A 17,703-nucleotide genomic window follows, 5' to 3' on the forward strand; every position below is an offset into this window, starting at 1 on the left:
GATCACACGACCGTGACGGATCGTTGCAGCAGCACCCCGGTGCCGCGGTCGTGGCACCCTGGGGGACACGTGCCGCACCCGGCGCACGCACCGACCACCAGGAGGACCGGCCCGTGCGCCGTCGAGCCACCACCGCAGCACTGACCGGACTGGGGGCCGTCGCGCTCGTCGCGCTCGCGGGCTGCAGCGCCAACGGCACCCCCGCCGCACCAGCCCGCTCGGAGGCGGTGCCGACCACCGCGGCCGCGACGCCCACCGGCGACGTCTCGGTGAGCGCGTGCACCGCCTACGCCGGCGCGACCGGCAACCCGCGCCAGGTGGTCGCCACGTCCTCGGCCAAGCCGGTGCTGGGCCCGGCCGTGGCCCTGGTGCTCGTGAGCTTCCGCGGCGTCGTCTCCGGGGCGAGCGTGCCGGCCGACCCTCAGCTGCAGGAGGCCTTCACCGAGCTGGTGGCCTCCGTGGACGACCTCTCCACCCAGCTCGCGGCTGGGCTGCCCGCAGGGGCGGACCCGGTGAAGACGCCGGTCACGGTGGACCCGACCCGGCTCCGGACCGCGCTGGACGCCGCCGACGCCCTCTGCACCGCCCGCGGCGTCGCGCCCAAGGCGGGCTGATCCGTGTCCGACGTGCGGGCACACTTCCGCCTGCCGGTCGGGGTGCCCGTGGACCTGGCCACCCATGGCTGTCGAGCCACCCCGGTGGGGCCGCGCCACAAGAAGGCCGGTCGGCGGGCGCTGGCCGAGCTCGGTCCGCACCTGGTCGACCGGCAGCAGGCACTCTGGGCGGAGGGGCGGGCGGGGGGCTCGCGGCGCGTGCTGCTGGTGCTGCAGGGCATGGACACCGCGGGCAAGGGCGGTGTGGTCCGTGCCGTGGGAGGCCTGCTCGAGCCGCAGGGGGTGGCGCTGAGCTCCTTCGGCCGTCCCACCGCCGAGGAGCTCGAGCACGACGTGCTGTGGCGGGTGCGTCGTGCGCTGCCCGCTCCCGGTGTCGTCGGCTTCTTCGACCGTTCGCACTACGAGGACGTTCTGGTGGCGCGGGTGGAGCACCTCGCCGAGCCGGCCGAGCTCGAGCGGCGGATCCAAGCCATCAACGCCTTCGAGACCGAGCTCGTCGACTCCGGGGTGGCCGTGGTGAAGGTGTTCCTGCACCTGTCCTCCCGAGCGCAGCTCGACCGGCTGACCGCGCGGCTCGACGACCCGGACAAGCACTGGAAGTACACCCCCGAGGACCGGCTGAACCGGTCGCGGTGGGACGACTACCAGCGGGTCTACGCCGACGTGCTGCAGCGGTGCGCCACGGCGGCGGCTCCCTGGCTGCTGGTCCCCGCCGATCGCAAGTGGTACTCCCGCTGGGCCGTCGGCGCCGTGCTCTCCGAGACCCTCGACGAGCTCGACCCGCACTTCCCCCCGCCCACCTACGACGTGGTCGCCGAGCGCGCGGCCCTGCTGGCCACCCGTCCGTGAGCGGGGCCCTCGGGGTGGCGGCCGCCGCGGTGCTCGTCGCCGCCCTGGGCGCCGGGTGCGCCGGCGGAGCCACTCCCGCCGTGCACGTCGAGCTGCCCCCGAGCCCGACCACCGGCTCCGTGGTCTCCCTGGTGGGTCTGGGCGACTCCATCCCCGCCGGCGACGAGTGCGACGGGTGCACCCCGTTCGTCGAGCTCTACGGGAAGCAGCTCGCCCGGGCCGCTTCCGCTCGAGTGGACGTGACCAACCTCGGTGTGGGCGGGTGGACCAGCAGCGACCTGCTCGTGGCCCTGCAGCCCGGTGGGGACGACGCCGCGGCGGTGGCCGGGGCGGACGTCGTGACCGTCACCATCGGCGCCAACGACTTCTCCACCCAGCTGGACAGCTACCTCGCCGGCGACTGCGGCGGCAGCGACGGTCTCGGCTGCTTCCAGCCCTACCTCCCGCAGCTGCGCAGCACCCTCGTGCAGGTGCTGCGGGAGATCACCGCGCTCCGGGCGGGGCAGCCGACCCGGATCGTCGTCACCGGGTACTGGAACGTCTTCCCCGACGGTGAGGTCGCGCAGGACGAGTACGGTCCCGGCTTCCTCACCGCGAGTGCGGCGCTGACCACCCAGGTCAACTCCGTCATCGCCTCCGCGGCCGCCGAGCAGGGGGCGGCCTACGCCGACCTCGCCACGCCGTTCAAGGGTGTCGACGGCGAGGGCGACCCCACCGGGCTGCTCGCCGCCGACGGGGAGCACCCCGACCAGGCCGGCCACCAGGCCATCGCCGACGCCCTGGTCGCGCTGGGGCCGCTCACGCCGGTCCCCGCGGCCTGAGGTACGTCCACGCCCCGTCCACCCGGACGAACTCGCTGTCCTCGCTCTGCACCCCGTCGGCGTGCACCGCGCGGAACTGCACGGTGCCGGTGGACTCCAGCAGCCCTCCGCCGGTGCGGTCCAGGACCTCCAGCCGCGTCCAGCGCACGCCGGGGTCGAGCTCGAGGACGGCCGGGCGGGTGGTGCGGTGCCAGGTCCGCAGCAGGTACGGGGCGTCGCCGACGACGAAGGCGCTGTAGCGCGCACGCATGAGGGCCTCGGCGGTGGCCGCGGCACCACCGGCGTGCAGCCGGCCGCAGCAGGTGTCGTAGGTGGCCGGCAGGCCGCAGGGACAGCGAACGGGGCGGGTCACCCGGTCAGTGTGCTCGACCGTGCGACCCGCCCCGCCGTCCCGGGTGCGACCTACTCGATGATCTGGCCCGCGTCCGCCTTGTCGACCAGCGACTGCGGCGGGGTGAACTGCGGGCCGTAGAGCTCGGCCAGCTCGCGGGCGCGGTCGTTGAAGCCCTTGAGCCCGCCCTCGTAGCCGTTGATGTACTGGATCACACCACCGGTCCAGGCAGGGAACCCGATGCCGAAGATGGACCCGATGTTGGCGTCCGGCACGGAGGTCAGCACGCCCTCGTCGAAGCAGCGCACCGTCTCCAGGGCCTCGGCGAACAGCATCCGCTCCTGCAGGTCGCGGAACGGGACGTCCTTCCCGGAACCGGTGCCGAACGCCTCGCGCAGGCCGGGCCAGAGCCCGGTGCGCTTGCCGTTCTCGTCGTAGTCGTAGAAGCCCGCTCCGGTGCTGCGCCCCTTGCGGTCGTGGATGTCGAGCATGGCGTCGATGACGGCCTCGGAGCCGTGCTCGGGCCACGTGCCGCCCTCGGCCAGGACCGCCGCCTTCGTCTCCGCGCGGATCTTTCGCGGCAGCGTCAGGGTCAGCTCGTCCATGAGCTGCAGCGGGGGTGCGGGGTAGCCGGCCTGCGACCCGGCCTGCTCGATGGTGGCCGGCGCCACGCCCTCGCCGAGGGCCGCGATGGCCTCGTTGAGGAAGGTGCCGATGACCCGGCTGGTGAAGAACCCACGGCTGTCGTTGACGACGATCGGGGTCTTCTTGATCTGCAGCGTGTAGTCGATGACCTTGGCCAGCACCTCGTCGGAGGTCTTCTCCCCGCGGATGATCTCGACCAGCGGCATCTTGTCCACGGGGGAGAAGAAGTGCACGCCGATGAAGTCCGCGGGACGGGAGACGCCCTCGGCCAGCGCCGTGATGGGCAGGGTGGAGGTGTTGGACCCCAGCACCGCGTCCGCCTCCACCACGTCCTGGATCTCGCCGAACACCGCGTGCTTGACCTCCACGGACTCGAAGACCGCCTCGATGACGAAGTCCACGCCCGCGAAGTCCGCCGCCGAGGCGGTCGGGGTGATCCGGGCCAGCAGCTCCGCGGAGCGCTCCGGGGTGGTCTTGCCGCGGCTGAGGGCCTTGGCCTCCAGCGCCTCGGCGTAGCCCTTGCCCTTGGTCGCGGCCTCGATCGTGGTGTCCTTGAGGACGACCTCGATGCCCGCCTTGGCCGAGACGTAGGCGACAGCCGCACCCATCATCCCGGCGCCGATCACGCCGAGCTTGCGCACGGTGTGCTGGGGGTAGCCCTCCGGGCGGCTGCCACCACCGTTGATGTGCTGCAGGTCGAAGAAGAACGCCTTGATCATGTTCTTGGAGACCTGGCCGACGACCAGGCTGACGAGGTAGCGGGTCTCGATGAGGGTGGCGGTCTCGAAGTCCACCTGGGCCCCCTCGACGGCCGCGGCGAGGATCGCCCGCGGCGCCGGCATGGGGGCACCCTTGATCTGCTTGCGCAGGTTGGACGGGAAGGCCGGCAGGTTCGCGGCGAAGCCCGGGCTGGACGGCGTGCCGCCGGGGATCCGGTAGCCCTTGACGTCCCACGGCTGCACCGCGTCCGGGTGCTCCTTGATCCACGCCTTGGCCGCCGGGACCAGCTCCTCGACGGTGTCCAGCACCTCGTCGACCAGGCCGACCTCCTTGGCCTTGGCCGGACGGTAGCGCTGGCCCTGGGCGAGCACCTGGAGCACTGCGCCCTGGATGCCCAGCATGCGCACGGTGCGGGTGACGCCGCCACCGCCGGGCAGCAGCCCCAGCGTGACCTCGGGCAGGCCGATGAGCGACCCCCGGGTGTCCGCGGCGATGCGGTGGTGGCAGGCCAGGGCGATCTCCAGGCCCCCACCGAGGGCCGCCCCGTTCACGGCGGCCACGACGGGCCGGCCGAGGGTCTCCAGCCGGCGCAGCTGGGCCTTGATGCGGTTGGCGTGCTCGGTGACCTGGGGGGCGTCCTCCGGGCCGGCCTTGATCAGGTCGTGCAGGTCGCCGCCGGCGAAGAAGGTCTTCTTGGCGGAGGTGATGACGACGCCGGTGACGGTGTCCTTCTCGGCCTCCAGCCGGTCCACCGCCACGCCCATGGAGTACAGGTAGTCGGCGTTCATCGTGTTGGCCGACTGGTTGGGGTCGTCCAGGGTCAGCACGACGATGCCGTCGGCGTCGGAGTCCCAGCGGATCGTGTTCGTCTCGCTCATGTCAGTCAGCTCCTCAGACCCGCTCGATGATGGTGGCCACGCCCATGCCGCCGCCGATGCACAGCGTCACCAGCGCACGCCGTCCGCCGGTGCGCTCCAGCTCGTCGACGACCGTGCCGACGAGCATCGCGCCGGTGGCCCCGAGGGGGTGCCCCATCGCGATGGCCCCACCGTTCACGTTGAGCTTCTCCTCCGGGATGTGCAGGTCCTTCTGCCACTTGAGCACGACGGAGGCGAAGGCCTCGTTGAGCTCGAACAGGTCGATGTCGTCCACGGTGAGCCCCGCGGTGGCCAGCACCTTGCGGGTGGCCGGGGTGGGGCCGGTGAGCATGATCGTGGGGTCGGCCCCGCTCGTCGCGGAGGCGATGACGCGGGCGCGCGGGGTGAGCCCGGCGCGGGCGCCGGCCTCCTCGGTGCCGACGAGCACGAGGGCCGCGCCGTCGACGATCCCGGAGGAGTTGCCCCCGGTGTGCACGTGGTTGATGCGCTCGGTGGCGTGGTACTTCTGCAGCGCCACGGCGTCGAAGCCGCCCATCTCGCCCATGCCCGCGAACGCGGCCTTGAGCTTGCCCAGGGACTCCACGGTGGAGCCGGGCCTGCGGTGCTCGTCGTGGTCGAGCAGGGTCACGCCGTTCATGTCCTTGACGGGCACGACGGACTTGGCGAAGTAGCCCCCGTTCCAGGCGGCCTCGGCGCGGTCCTGGGAGCGGACGGCGAACGCGTCGACGTCCTCGCGGGAGAAGCCCTCGATGGTGGCGATGAGGTCGGCGCCGATGCCCTGGGGCACGAAGTAGGTGTCGTAGTTGGTCGCCGGGTCCATGGCCCAGGCCCCGCCGTCGGAGCCGATGGCCACCCGCGACATGGACTCGACACCACCGGCGACCACGAGCTGGTCCCAGCCGGAGATGACCTTCTGCGCCGCGGTGTTCACGGCCTCGAGGCCCGACGCGCAGAAGCGGTTGAGCTGCACGCCACCGACCGTGTCCGGCAGGCCGGCCACCATGGCCGCGGTGCGGGCGATGTCCGAGCCCTGGTCGCCGACGGGGGAGACCACGCCGAGCACGACGTCGTCGATGTCCTTCGGGTCCAGCTGGGGGTGGCGGACCTTCAGCTCGTCGATGAGCCCCACGACGAGGTCCAGCGGCTTGGTGCCGTGCAGCGCACCTCCCTTGTTCTTGCCTCGGGGCGTGCGGATCGCCTCGTAGATGAACGCTTCACCACTCACTGTGCGAGCCTCCTGGGATCGGGTGGTGGACGGCCTCGTCCACCGTCGCTGATGCTAACAGCGGTTCACTGCAGACGCCATCGTCGCAGACAGGACGGCTGCCGGTGCCCTCCTCGCCTGCTAGCGTCCCGTCACGTGAGCACGCAAGCGACGACGGCCGCACGGGGCTCGGACCGCCGTGCCCAGCTGGTGGCGGCCGCGACCACCCTGTTCGCCGAGCGCGGGTACGAGTCCGTCTCGGTGGAGGACGTGGCGGCGGCTGCGGGTGTCACCGGGCCCGGGGTGTACCGGCACTTCGAGGACAAGCAGGCGCTGCTGGCGGAGGTCGTGCTCGCCGGCGTCGGCCACCTGGAGCAGCGGTCCGCGGCGGCTTTGGCTCCGACGGACCCCGACCAGGTGGCCGCTCCGGCCGGTGGTGAGGTGACGGCCCTGCTCGCCGAGCTCGTGGCCCTGGCCGTCGCACGCCCGGCCGCCGCGGTGGTGTGGCGCTGGACCGGGGGGCACCTGGCGCCGGCGGACCAGCGCGAGGTGGCCCGCCGCGCGCACGCGCTGCTGACCACCTGGGGCGACGTGGTCCGGGTGCAGCGGCCCGAGCTCAGCGCGGCCGACGCCGAGCTGCTGTGCTGGGCCGTGATGAGCGTGCTCGGCAGCACCACCGTGCACCGCACGCGGATCGGGTCGGCGCGGGCCCGGGACCTGCTGCGCGCGGCCGGAGGGCGGGTGCTGGGCGTCCAGCCCGGCGCGGCCGCGCCGACCCCGCCGCTCCCGGCCCCGGCGTGGACCCCCGGCAGCCGGCGCGAGCAGATCCTCGAGGCGTCGTCGAGGTTGTTCGCCGAGCGCGGGTACCACGCGGTGGGGATCGACGACATCGGTGCGGCCGTGGGCATCGCCGGGCCCAGCGTGTACCGGCACTTCCCCAGCAAGGTCAGCGTCCTCGTGGCGGTCTGCCAGCGGGCGGCCGAGCGGCTCGCCCTCGGTGTGCTGGACGCGCTGCGCGTCGGCCGGGACGCCCACGACGTGCTCCGCAGGCTGGTGGGCTCCTACGTCGACGCGCTGCTGGTCTCCCCGGACCTGCGGGTGGGGATGTCCACCGATCGGGCCGCCGTCACCGGGGCCGACCGCGAGGGACTGCGGCGCAACCAGCGCGAGCTCGTGGCCCACTGGGTGTGGGCGTTGCGGGAGGTGCACCCCGAGCTCGCCGCCGCCGACGCCGCCGTGCTGGTGCACGCCGGGCTCACGGTGGCCAACGACCTCGCCCGCACCCGCAGCGTGGCCGGCCGTCCCGGGCTGCGCGCCGAGCTCGTCGCCCTGGTGCTGGCCGTGCTGGACGTGCCCTCGGCGCAGGCGTGAGGGGCACCTGGCATCGTCTGCGGGCGTGACACCGCCCGCCGGCTCGGCCCGCCCCGCCCCCACCGTCACCGCCGAGCTCGTGGAGCAGGCGGCGGCCCGGTTGGCCGGGGTGGTCACCCGCACCCCGCTGGAGCCCAACCCGCGGCTCTCGGCCCGGACCGGTGCCCAGGTGTGGCTCAAGCGCGAGGACCTGCAGACGGTGCGCTCGTACAAGGTGCGCGGCGCGTACAACCTGGTGGTCCAGCTCCCGCCGGAGGTTCGCGACCGCGGCGTGGTGTGCGCGAGCGCCGGCAACCATGCGCAGGGCATGGCGCTGGCCTGCCGTCAGCTGGGGGTCACCGGCACCGTGTTCGTCCCGGGCACCACGCCGCGGCAGAAGCGCGAGCGGATCGCGGCGCTGGGTGGGGACGACGTCCGGGTGGTGGTGGTGGGGGAGACCTACGAGGACGCCAGCAGCACCGCGGCGGCGGAGGCGCAGCGGACGGGCGCGACGCTGGTGCCCGCCTTCGACGACCCCCGCACCGTGGCCGGGCAGGGCACGGTGGCCTGCGAGCTCGTGGAGCAGCTGGGCCGGGCCCCGGACGTGCTCGTGGTGCCGGTCGGGGGCGGCGGCCTGCTGGCCGGGATGAGCACCTGGTTCGGCGAGCGCCACCCCGGGACCAGGGTGGTGGGGGTCGAGCCCGCCGGCGCCGCGTGCATGGCGGCCGCGCTCGCGGCGGGCGAGCCCGTGGCGCTGGAGGCGCTGGACTCCTTCGTCGACGGTGCCGCGGTCCGCAAGGCGGGTGCGGTGACCTTCCCGCTGATCCGCGACGCGGGCGCGGAGCTCGTCAGCGTGGCCGAGGGTGCGGTGTGCACCGAGATGCTCGGCCTGTACCAGACCGACGGGATCATCGCCGAGCCCGCCGGTGCGCTGACGGCCACCGCCCTGGGCACCGTGGTGCAGGTCGAACCGGGCCAGACCGTGGTGTGCGTGCTCTCCGGCGGCAACAACGACGTCAGTCGCTACGCCGAGGTGCTCGAGCGCTCCCTGGTGCACTCCGGGCTCAAGCACTACTTCCTGGTCGGCTTCCCGCAGGAGCCGGGAGCGCTGCGGCGCTTCCTCGACGAGGTGCTCGGCCCGGACGACGACATCACGCTGTTCGAGTACGTCAAGCGCAGCAGCCGCGAGACGGGCCCGGCGCTGATCGGCATCGAGCTGGCCCGGGCGGGCGACCTGGCGGGGCTGCTGGAGCGCATGGCGGCCACCCCGCTGAAGGTGGAGCCCGTCGAGCCCGGGAGCCCGGTGTTCGAGTTCCTGCTCTGAGGCCGCTGCGGGCTCGGACGCTCAGCCGCCGCAGACCTGGTCGAGGGTGCCGCGGACGGTGGTCAGCTCGTCGGGGGTGATCGCCGCGTACCGCGCGTCGAAGCGGCTCTCGAACGCGGACAGGAACGCGTCCTTGCCCGAGGTGTAGGAGCTGCACGCGGCCTGGCGCTGTGCGCCGGTGACCTTGGTCAGCGCCGCGGGGACGGCGGCCAGCGCCTGCGCGCGCTCCTGCGCCGAGCCGAGGCTCGTCGGGGCCGCCGCGGTGGTGGCGGACGGGGCGGGGCTGTCCGGGGCCGGGGCGGAGGAGCAGCCCGCCACCAGCAGGAGACCGGTGACGACGAGGGTGAGGGCGGATCGCATGGAGCGACCGTAGCGCTGGTGCGGCCGGGGTGGTCGTCCCGGCGTCCCGTCCCGGTGCCCAGGACGGGCGCCCCGAGGTGCTCAGCGACCAGGGTGCCTGTCCGGCACGTCCGGACCGCCCGGGGCAGTCTGGTCCCCACGACGGTGCGGCCGGACCTGGCCGCACGCGTGAGCACCCGGGACGGAGGCGGTGTCGTGGTCCCCGCGGACTTCACCTACGACAACCGCACGGGGCGCGGCCCGGGCCGTGCCATCCGCGTGATGGGGGCGGTGCTGCCGGGCGTGGCCGCCGTGTGGCGCCAGGTCGAGCCGTACGCGGACGCGTGGCGGGTCGACAACAGCAGGAACCTCGACCGGCCCGGTCGACGCTGGATCGTGCTGGGGGACTCGATGTCGCAGGGCGTCGGCGCCTCGAGCCACGAGGCGGGGTGGGTCGGGCAGCTGCGCGGGCGGCTGGCCGCCGACGGCGAGGACCTGCAGGTGCTCAACCTGTCCGCGACCGGGGCCCGCGTCAGCGACGTGCTCGACCAGCAGCTGCCCCTGCTGCACGGGCTCGGCCCGCGCGAGGACGACCTCGTGACGGTGCTGGTGGGTTCCAACGACCTCTTCGGGGACCGGGGCCGCCGCAGGGAGCTGCCGGCGGCGTTCGCCGAGCTCGTGGACCGACTGCCGTCCGGTGCGGTGGTCGCCACGCTTCCCCAGCCCAGCGGTGCCGCCACCCTGGCCAACGAGCACGTCGAGCGGGCCGCAAGGAACGGCGCGATCGTCATGGTCGACCTGCGGGTCACCGGCCCACGGTCGTGGCGAGGGCGGCTCGCCGGGGACTTCTTCCACCCCAACGACGCCGGGTACGCCGCGATCGCGACGGCCTTCGAGCCCACGATCCGCAGCAGCCTGGCCTGCGGGCGTGGCAGGGCGGCGCCCCGACGTCGAGGTGGTCCGGGGGTCAGTGCTTGAAGACGTCCTTGATCTTCTCGCCGGCCTGCTTCAGGTTGCCCTTGGCCTGGTCGCCCTTGCCCTCGGCCTCCATCTGCTCGTCGCCCGTGGCGTGACCGACCTTCTCCTTCGCCTTGCCCTTCAGCTCCTCGGCCTTGTTCGATGCCTTGTCGTCGAGTGCCATGACGCTCTCCTCGGTTCTGTGCGCAGCGGGCCGCCGTGCGGCGGTCCGTGCTCGGGGACGGTAGTCGCGCGGCCACGGGAGCACCGGGGGAGTGCGGGAGGCCCGTCTCGGTCGTGGTGGTGGGCGCGTCCCGGGGGCTACCGTCTCGCGCGTGACGCGCACCGGAGCGATCTTCCTGCCGGCCTGGGCTCCGGAGACCTTGCTCCCGCTGGCCCGTGCGGCCGACGAGGCCGGGGTGGACGAGCTGTGGGTGTGGGAGGACTGCTTCCAGCAGTCCGGGGTGGCGGCGGCGAGCGCCTGCCTGGCGGCGACCACGCGGATCGACGTCGGCATCGGCCTGATGCCGGCCCCGCTGCGCACGGTGGCCCTGACCGCCATGGAGATCGCCACCCTGCAGCGGTTGTTCCCCGGCCGCTTCCGGCCCGGGATCGGCCACGGCGTCCAGTCGTGGATGGGGCAGGCCGGTGTCCGGGCCGCCTCCCCGCTGACGCTGCTCGACGAGCAGCTGACCGCGCTGCGCGCCCTGCTGGACGGACAGCGGGTCAGCACGCGAGGTCGGTACGTCCACCTCGACGACGTCGCGCTGGACTGGCCGCCGCTGCAGCGCGTGCCGGTGCTGGCCGGGGCCGAGGGTCCGAGGTCGTTGCAGCTCTCCGGTGCGCTGGCCGACGGCACCCTCCTGCCGGCGGGAACCACCGTGGACCGGTTGCGCGCGGCGCGCGAGCAGATCGACATCGGTCGCGAGCGGGCCGGTCGCACCGACCACCACGACGTCACCGTCTTCGTCCCGGTCGCCACCGGTCCGGGCGCCCAGCAGCGGTTGGACGCCTGCCAGGCCAGGTGGGGCTTCGACGGCCCGGGCTGGGGCGCGGCCGGCGACGCCGAGCAGGTGGCGCAGGCCCTGCGCGGGTGGGCCGGGGCCGGCGCTGACGCGGTCGCTCTGCAGCCCACCGACGACGACCCGGATCCGGCCTCATTCATGGCCTTCGCGGCGGAGGTGGGGCTGCTGCTGAGCTGAGGCCGCGCGCTCGCGACCCCAGCCCGGCGGCGGTGGTCACAGCTCGTGACTCCGACGTTGCCGGCGCGACCGACCGTCGGGGTCGGCGACCAGGGCGTAGAGGGGGTCGGCGAGCAGCCGTCGGACCCGGCTGACGGGGTCGGGGTCGTGGCGGCGTGCCTGACCCGGTGGCCGTGCACCGCCACCGCCGGCGGCGTGCCAGCGGTCGAGGTCGGCCGCTCGTGCGGTCCACAGCGCGAGCAGGTCGCCGGTCAGCAGCCGGGGGTCGTCCTGGGCGAGGCCGAGGTGCTCGGCCCACAGCTGCAGCCGCAGGTCGCGGGCGGCCACGCGGGCCCCGGCCCCGTGCCCGTCGAGCACCGTGGGCTCGCGCGGGTCGCGGCGGGTGTCGACCACCGCGCACGCGAGCTCGCTGTCGGAGGTCCACGAACGGCGGTTGAAGTTGTCCGAGCCGCAGGTGAACCACACGTCGTCGACCATGCAGGTCTTGGCGTGGACGTAGATCGGCGTGCCCGCGGCGTTCTCCAGGTCGAACACACCGACCCGGTCCGGGGCCTCGGACCGGAGCAGGGTCATGGCCCGGATCTGCCCGATCCGGTTGACCGGACCCATCAGCGTGCCGTCGGCGTCCGGGAACCGGGGCACCACCGCGATCACGCGCAGCGCGGGCGCCCGGCGCAGGGCGGCGACGAGCAGCCGTGCGACGACGGGGGACCACAGGTACTGGTCCTCGATGTAGATGAGGGAGCGGGCGAGACCGAAGGCCTTCTCGTAGGCCCGGGCGATGCTGCGCTCGCCCTGCGGCGCGAACGGGAACCGCGGGCGCTTGCGGCTGTACGTGCGCAGCACCTGCACCGCCTGCTCGCCGCACGGCTCGGGCAGCGGGCCCCGGGCAGGCAGCGGGCGAGGCCGGCGCGGCATGTCCGCCCGGCGCTGCAGCAGCATCCGGTAGGGGGTCCGCCGGTCCAGGGGCGTGGGGTCGTCCCACCGCTCGGCGAAGGTCTCCAGCAGCTCGCCCACCGCAGGGCCGCGGACCGCCATCGTCAGGTCGTGCCAGGGGGCCCGGGGTCCGTACCGCGCGTCCATGGGCTGCTGCTGCGGGTCCCCGCGGTGCTCGGCGTCGTCGCGCCGGCTGTGGCTGAGGTCGATCCCACCGACGTAGGCCACCGCCCCCGCCGGCGCGGCCCGCTGCAGGAGCAGCAGCTTCTGGTGGTGCGAGCCGAAGCGCCGCACCCGCTGGTCGAGCAGGGCCTCGGCGCCGGCCTCGTTGAGCTCGGCGCCCAGGCGCTGGTTCTGCTGCGCGCTGAAGGACATGTGGTCGGAGTGCGACCTCCACAGCAGTCCGCGCACCTCGACACCCCGCCGGGCCGCCCCGCACAGCAGCTCGTGCACGGTGGGTCCGTCGGCGGCGAGCCGCTCGTCCCCGTCGCCGCGCCAGTCCGTGAAGTAGATCTGGTCGCCCGCCCGCAGGTCGGTGACCTGCTCGAGCACCCGGCGGAAGTAGTGCGCCCCGTGGACCACCGGTTCGACGGCGTTGCCGGTGGTCCACCCGTGGCCCGTGGCCTGGGAGGTCAGCCTCGTGTGCGGGTTGCCGCGCTCGGTCGCGCTCAGGAACCAGCGCGCCGGAGCAGCGTCCTCGTGCGGGGGGGTCATGGCTGGTCAGCGTAGGCAGGCGGGCCCGCGACCGGGAGCCCGGGACCGCAGGTAGGATTCGGGGCGACGTGCCATCCGGAGCAGCAGCCTGGGCGGTCCAGCGGGGCCACCTACGACGCCCGGCGGGGTGCCCGTTGACCGGCACCGGTTCACACCGGCGTGCTCCTGCGTGTCGCCGACACGGTCCTGGTCGTTACCCTCCCGGTGGCGGCGCAGGTCTGACCACGACCCCCGGGAAGGAACGACCGTGCTGATCGGTGTGCTCAAGGAGGCTCGGCCCGGCGAGACGAGGGTGGCCGCCACTCCAGCGACGGTGGTGCAGCTGCAGAAGCTCGGTTACGCGGTGGTGGTCGACGCCGGGGCCGGTGAGGCGTCGACCTTCACCGACGCCGCCTACGCGCAGGCCGGCGCGACGACCGGTGACGCGGCGCTGGCCGACGTGGTCCTCGGGGTGAACGCACCCTCGCCCGACCAGCTCGACCGGCTCCGCCCCGGAACCACGCTGGTGAGCCTGCTCAGCCCCGCCCTGGACGCCGAGCTGGTCGCCGACCTGGCCCGGCGGCCCATCACGGCGCTGGCCATGGACGCGGTGCCGCGCATCTCCCGCGCCCAGTCGATGGACGTGCTGTCGTCCATGGCCAACATCGCCGGCTACCGCGCCGTCGTCGAGGCCGCCCACGTCTTCGGCCGCTTCTTCACCGGCCAGGTCACCGCAGCGGGCAAGGTTCCGCCGGCGAAGGTGCTCGTGTGCGGCGCCGGGGTCGCCGGCCTGGCCGCGATCGGGGCGGTCGGTGCCATGGGCGCGGTGGTCCACGCCACCGACCCGCGGCCCGAGGTGGCCGACCAGGTGAAGTCCCTGGGCGGGCAGTACCTGGCCGTGGAGACCCCCGAGGTGACCGACGAGGGGCCCGGCACCGGCTACGCGAAGGAGATGGGCACCGACTACGCCGCCCTCGCGGAGGCGCTGTACGCGAAGACCGTGCCGGACATGGACATCGTCATCACCACCGCGCTCATCCCCGGCCGGCCGGCGCCGAGCCTGCTCACCGCCGAGATGGTCGCCTCGATGAAGCCCGGCTCGGTCATCGTCGACATGGCCGCGGCCAACGGGGGCAACGTCGCGGGCACCGTCAAGGGCGAGGCCGTGGTCACCGGGAACGGTGTCACGATCATCGGCTACACCGACCTGGCCGGCCGCCTGCCCGCCCAGGCCTCACAGCTCTACGGCACCAACCTGCTGAACCTGGTCAAGCTCATGACCCCGCGCGGCGACGGTGAGCTGGTGCTCGACCACGAGGACGTCGTGCAGCGGACCATCACCGTGGTCCGCGACGGTGAGCTGATGTGGCCGCCCCCGCCGGTGCAGGTCTCGGCCGCGCCTGCTGCCGTGTCCCCGGCGAAGGCCCCCGTGGTGGCCGAGCCGAAGGTCCCCGCCTCGCTCGCGCGCCGGCTCACCGTGGTCACCGTCGCCGCCCTGGTGCTCGGGCTGCTGGTGGCCGTGGCCCCGCCCGCGCTGCTGGGGCCGCTGACGGTGTTCGCCCTGGCGATCGTGGTCGGCTACTACGTCATCGGCAAGGTGCACCACGCGCTGCACACCCCGCTGATGAGCGTCACCAACGCCATCTCCGGCATCGTCGTCGTGGGGGCGGTGCTGCAGATCGGCAGCGGCAGCACCCTGGTGACGATCGTGTCGTTCTTCGCGGTGCTGCTGGCCAGCATCAACGTCGTCGGCGGCTTCGCCGTCACCCGCCGGATGCTCGCCATGTTCAGCCGAAGCTGAGCGGGCTGTGAGAATGAGGAACCCACGATGACCATCCAGACCGCTGCGTCCGCGGCGTACATCGTCTCCGCGCTGCTGTTCATCCTGGCCCTCGCCGGGCTCTCCAAGCACGAGAGCGCCACCCTGGGCAACGGGTTCGGCATGATCGGCATGGCCGTGGCCCTGGTGGCCACCGTCGTGCTGGCGATCGACCGTGGCCTGTCCGGCCTGGGCCTGGGCCTGCTCCTGCTGGCCACCGCCATCGGTGCCGCGATCGGCATCGCCCGGGCGCGCTCGGTCGAGATGACGGGCATGCCCGAGCTGATCGCCCTGCTGCACTCCTTCGTCGGCATGGCCGCCGTGCTCGTGGGCTGGAACGGCTACCTCGAGGTCGAGGCCCACCCGGACGGGGCCGAGGCCGCCGCGCTCGACGCCATCGGCACGCTCGGCATCCACCACGGCGAGGTCTTCATCGGCGTCTTCATCGGCGCGGTCACCTTCACCGGCTCGATCGTGGCCTACGGCAAGCTCTCCGGGCGGATCAGCTCCACCCCGCTGGTGCTGCCGGGCAAGAACCTGATCAACGTCGGGGCCCTGGTCGCCTTCGTCGTGCTCACCGCGTGGTTCGTCGTGTCCCCGGCGCTGTGGCTGCTGGTCGCCATGACCGTGGTTGCCCTGGCGCTGGGCTGGCACCTCGTGGCCTCGATCGGCGGGGGCGACATGCCGGTGGTGGTGTCAATGCTGAACAGCTACTCGGGCTGGGCGGCGGCGGCCTCGGGCTTCCTGCTGGAGAACAACCTCCTCATCATCACCGGGGCGCTGGTCGGGTCCTCGGGTGCCTACCTCAGCTACATCATGTGCACGGCCATGAACCGCTCGTTCTTCTCCGTGATCGCCGGTGGCTTCGGCATCGTGGCGGCGGGTGGCGACGACACCGACTACGGCGAGCACCACGAGATCACCGCCGAGGGTGTGGCCGAGCTGCTGTCCGACGCCGAGCGGGTCATCATCGCGCCGGGGTACGGCATGGCCGTGGCCCAGGCGCAGCACGGCGTGGCCGACCTGACCCGGCTGCTGCGCGCCCGCGGCGTCGACGTGCGCTTCGGCATCCATCCCGTCGCGGGCCGTCTCCCCGGGCACATGAACGTGCTGCTCGCCGAGGCCAAGGTGCCCTACGACATCGTCCTCGAGCTCGACGAGATCAACGACGACTTCGCCGAGACCGACGTCGTCCTCGTCATCGGGGCCAACGACACCGTGAACCCGGCCGCGGCCGACGACCCGACGAGCCCCATCGCGGGGATGCCGGTGCTGACGGTGTGGGACGCCAAGCACGTCGTGGTGTTCAAGCGGTCGATGGCGCCGGGCTACGCCGGCGTGCAGAACCCGCTGTTCTTCCGGGACAACACGTCGATGATCTTCGGTGACGCCAAGGACCGGGTCGAGGACATCCTGCGGGCGCAGGTGCCGGCGCGCGTCGGCTGACCCGTCCCGCCCGGGTTCGCGCTACGGCGTCGACACCGTCGGTGTCGGGAACCCGCCGACCGCCTGCTCGAAGGTGTGGGCAACGCGCAGCACGGTGGCGTCGTCGTGCTGGTTCCCGATGATCATCATCCCGGTGGGCAGGCCGTTGACCAGACCGGCGGGAACGCTGCAGGCGGGGTGCCCGGTCACGTCGGTGACGCAGGTGTTGGCGATCATCTCCAGGGCGCGAGGGATGACCTCCTCGCGCGGGGCGTCCGGCTTCGGCAGCAGCGTGGCCTGCAGCGGCACGGTCGGCATCACGAGCACGTCGTAGCGGGACAGCGCCTCGTCGTAGGCCCTGCGGAGCTCGATGGCCAGGTTCTGCGCCATGGCGTAGTGCTTGCCCTGGTAGCGGTTCATGGCGTACCGGCCGGTGAGCAGGACCAGCTTGACCGTCTCGGGGAACTGGCTGCCGTCGGCGCGCCAGCGGCTGCCGTAGTGCTCGACGACCTCCGGGTCGTAGAGGCCCTTCCAGCTCATCCCGTAGCCGTTGCCGTCCACCATCTGCGCCGTCGGGCCCTCCACGGCGATGACGTCCCAGATCTTGGCGCCGTGCAGGTGCCAGGGGATCGACACCTCCTCGGCGCTGAGCCCGGCGCCGACGAGCGTGTCGACTGCTGCGCGGACCGCGTCGTTGACGCCCTGCTCGGCGTTCGCCTGGGCGAACCCCTCCGCCACGACACCTATCCGCAGCCCCTCGGCGCCGCGGGTGATCGCGGCCGGGTAGTCCACCGGCACGAGGTCGCGGGGCTGGCGGGGATCGAGCCCGTCGGGCCCCGCGATCACGCTCAGCACGAGCGCGGAGTCGGCCACGGTGCGGGTGATGGGGCCGACGTGGTCGATCGTCGCCTCGATGGGGAACGCGCCGGTGTAGGGGACCAGGCCCCAGGTCGGCTTGTGGCCCACGGTGCCGCTGTAGGCGCTGGGGATGCGGATGGAGCCGCCCTGGTCGCCACCGGTGGCCACGTCCACGATCCCCGCCGCCACCAGGGCGGCGCTGCCCGAGGACGACCCGCCCGCCGAGCGCGTCTCGTCCCAGGGGTTGCGGACGGCGCCGGTGCGCGAGGTGTGCGAGCCGCCGGAGAAGCAGAGGTCCTCGCAGGCCGACTTGCCCACGATGGTGCCGCCAGCCGCGAGCACCCGGCTGACGATGGTGGCGTCCCGCAGGGGTGTGTAGCCCTCGATCGTGGCCGAACCGTTCATCATCGGCACGCCGGCCACCGCGGTGTTGTCCTTGACCGCCACGGTCTTCCCCGCGAGCGGACCCTCGCCCGAGCCGGTGATGGAGGTCTTCACGTACCAGGCGTTGTACGGGTTGTCGGCCGCCTCGGGCCGCGTCCAGGTCCGCTCGGCCATCGTGGGAACCGACGCGGCGTAGAGCTCCTCGACCACGTCCCAGGAGGCGAGCAGCCCGGTCACCATCGGCGCGAACGACTCCAGGTCGGATCCCGACAGGCCGAGCCGGTACTGCTGGTTGACCGCATCGAGGGCGGCGTCATCGGGCGGGTCGACGGGCATCCGGGCTCCTGACTGCGG

General features: G+C 73.4%; 16 protein-coding genes. 9 read left to right on the forward strand and 7 right to left on the reverse strand.

Annotated elements, in window-relative coordinates; genetic code table 11:
- Positions 1–113 precede the first annotated feature (113 nt).
- From RHODO2019_RS05740 to RHODO2019_RS05750, 3 genes are read left to right on the forward strand one after another with little or no spacing between them, the layout of a single operon-like run.
- Positions 114–614 (forward strand): hypothetical protein, encoded by a 501-nt coding sequence (locus RHODO2019_RS05740; protein WP_265384038.1) that lies wholly within the window; start codon positions 114–116, stop codon positions 612–614.
- Positions 615–617: 3 nt separating this feature from the next.
- Positions 618–1,463 carry a PPK2 family polyphosphate kinase gene (locus tag RHODO2019_RS05745; RefSeq protein ID WP_265384039.1) on the forward strand — a complete coding sequence of 282 codons (846 nt, stop codon included), beginning with the start codon at positions 618–620 and terminating at the stop codon, positions 1,461–1,463.
- Positions 1,460–2,284 (forward strand): SGNH/GDSL hydrolase family protein, encoded by an 825-nt coding sequence (locus RHODO2019_RS05750; protein ID WP_265384040.1) that lies wholly within the window; start codon positions 1,460–1,462, stop codon positions 2,282–2,284. Before RHODO2019_RS05745 ends, RHODO2019_RS05750 begins: the two co-directional genes overlap by 4 nt.
- Here the strand turns inward: RHODO2019_RS05750 and RHODO2019_RS05755 are convergent.
- Genes RHODO2019_RS05755 through RHODO2019_RS05765 form a run of 3 tightly spaced genes read right to left on the reverse strand, consistent with a single transcriptional unit; the run spans position 2,262 to position 6,083 of the window.
- Entirely contained in the window at positions 2,262–2,636 is a 375-nt protein-coding gene (locus tag RHODO2019_RS05755) for a YchJ family protein (RefSeq protein ID WP_265384041.1), read from the reverse strand. The genes RHODO2019_RS05750 and RHODO2019_RS05755 overlap by 23 nt on opposite strands.
- Before the next feature lie 50 nt (positions 2,637–2,686).
- Positions 2,687–4,858 (reverse strand): 3-hydroxyacyl-CoA dehydrogenase NAD-binding domain-containing protein, encoded by a 2,172-nt coding sequence (locus RHODO2019_RS05760; RefSeq protein ID WP_265384042.1) that lies wholly within the window; start codon positions 4,856–4,858, stop codon positions 2,687–2,689.
- A 13-nt stretch (positions 4,859–4,871) separates the two neighbouring features.
- Positions 4,872–6,083, reverse strand: a complete 1,212-nt coding sequence (locus RHODO2019_RS05765; RefSeq protein ID WP_265384043.1) for an acetyl-CoA C-acetyltransferase — start codon at positions 6,081–6,083, stop codon at positions 4,872–4,874.
- A 135-nt stretch (positions 6,084–6,218) separates the two neighbouring features.
- Here RHODO2019_RS05765 and RHODO2019_RS05770 point away from each other — a divergent pair, with 135 nt between their 5' ends.
- Both RHODO2019_RS05770 and ilvA read left to right on the forward strand, forming a co-directional pair.
- The gene (locus RHODO2019_RS05770) at positions 6,219–7,433 is read left to right on the forward strand and encodes a TetR/AcrR family transcriptional regulator (RefSeq protein WP_265384044.1); all 1,215 of its coding nucleotides are present in this window, start codon (positions 6,219–6,221) and stop codon (positions 7,431–7,433) included.
- 25 nt (positions 7,434–7,458) lie between these two features.
- Positions 7,459–8,736, forward strand: a complete 1,278-nt coding sequence (ilvA, locus tag RHODO2019_RS05775) for a threonine ammonia-lyase IlvA (RefSeq protein WP_265384045.1) — start codon at positions 7,459–7,461, stop codon at positions 8,734–8,736.
- 21 nt (positions 8,737–8,757) lie between these two features.
- Here ilvA and RHODO2019_RS05780 read toward each other — a convergent pair whose 3' ends face one another.
- A complete protein-coding gene (locus RHODO2019_RS05780; RefSeq protein WP_265384046.1) occupies positions 8,758–9,096 on the reverse strand; it encodes a hypothetical protein in 339 nt (112 codons plus the stop codon).
- A gap of 168 nt (positions 9,097–9,264) precedes the next feature.
- Between RHODO2019_RS05780 and RHODO2019_RS05785 the strand changes: the two genes are divergently transcribed.
- On the forward strand, positions 9,265–10,053 hold the full coding sequence (locus RHODO2019_RS05785; RefSeq protein ID WP_265384047.1) for an SGNH/GDSL hydrolase family protein: 789 nt from the start codon (positions 9,265–9,267) through the stop codon (positions 10,051–10,053).
- Here RHODO2019_RS05785 and RHODO2019_RS05790 read toward each other — a convergent pair.
- Complete coding sequence (locus RHODO2019_RS05790; RefSeq protein ID WP_265384048.1) at positions 10,043–10,216, reverse strand: CsbD family protein; 174 nt, start codon at positions 10,214–10,216, stop codon at positions 10,043–10,045. The two genes, RHODO2019_RS05785 and RHODO2019_RS05790, sit on opposite strands and share 11 nt — an antisense overlap.
- A 151-nt stretch (positions 10,217–10,367) precedes the next feature.
- Between RHODO2019_RS05790 and RHODO2019_RS05795 the strand changes: the two genes are divergently transcribed.
- A complete protein-coding gene (locus RHODO2019_RS05795; RefSeq protein ID WP_265384049.1) occupies positions 10,368–11,234 on the forward strand; it encodes an LLM class flavin-dependent oxidoreductase in 867 nt (288 codons plus the stop codon).
- Positions 11,235–11,270: 36 nt separating this feature from the next.
- Here RHODO2019_RS05795 and RHODO2019_RS05800 read toward each other — a convergent pair whose 3' ends face one another.
- Positions 11,271–12,884, reverse strand: a complete 1,614-nt coding sequence (locus tag RHODO2019_RS05800) for a phospholipase D family protein (protein WP_265384050.1) — start codon at positions 12,882–12,884, stop codon at positions 11,271–11,273.
- Between the two features lie 247 nt (positions 12,885–13,131).
- Between RHODO2019_RS05800 and RHODO2019_RS05805 the strand changes: the two genes are divergently transcribed.
- Together RHODO2019_RS05805 and pntB are read left to right on the forward strand one after the other, a co-directional pair.
- The gene (locus RHODO2019_RS05805; protein ID WP_265384051.1) at positions 13,132–14,664 is read left to right on the forward strand and encodes a Re/Si-specific NAD(P)(+) transhydrogenase subunit alpha; all 1,533 of its coding nucleotides are present in this window, start codon (positions 13,132–13,134) and stop codon (positions 14,662–14,664) included.
- A 27-nt stretch (positions 14,665–14,691) separates the two neighbouring features.
- Positions 14,692–16,128 carry a Re/Si-specific NAD(P)(+) transhydrogenase subunit beta gene (gene pntB / locus RHODO2019_RS05810; RefSeq protein ID WP_265384052.1) on the forward strand — a complete coding sequence of 479 codons (1,437 nt, stop codon included), beginning with the start codon at positions 14,692–14,694 and terminating at the stop codon, positions 16,126–16,128.
- 21 nt (positions 16,129–16,149) lie between these two features.
- On the opposite strand, the gene RHODO2019_RS05815 is transcribed toward pntB, so the two are convergent.
- Positions 16,150–17,685, reverse strand: coding sequence for an amidase (locus tag RHODO2019_RS05815; RefSeq protein WP_265384053.1), 1,536 nt, complete (start codon positions 17,683–17,685; stop codon positions 16,150–16,152).
- Positions 17,686–17,703: the final 18 nt, after the last annotated feature.

Origin of the sequence: Rhodococcus antarcticus, assembly GCF_026153295.1 — a bacterium.
Lineage (GTDB): Bacteria > Actinomycetota > Actinomycetes > Mycobacteriales > Mycobacteriaceae > Rhodococcus_D > Rhodococcus_D antarcticus.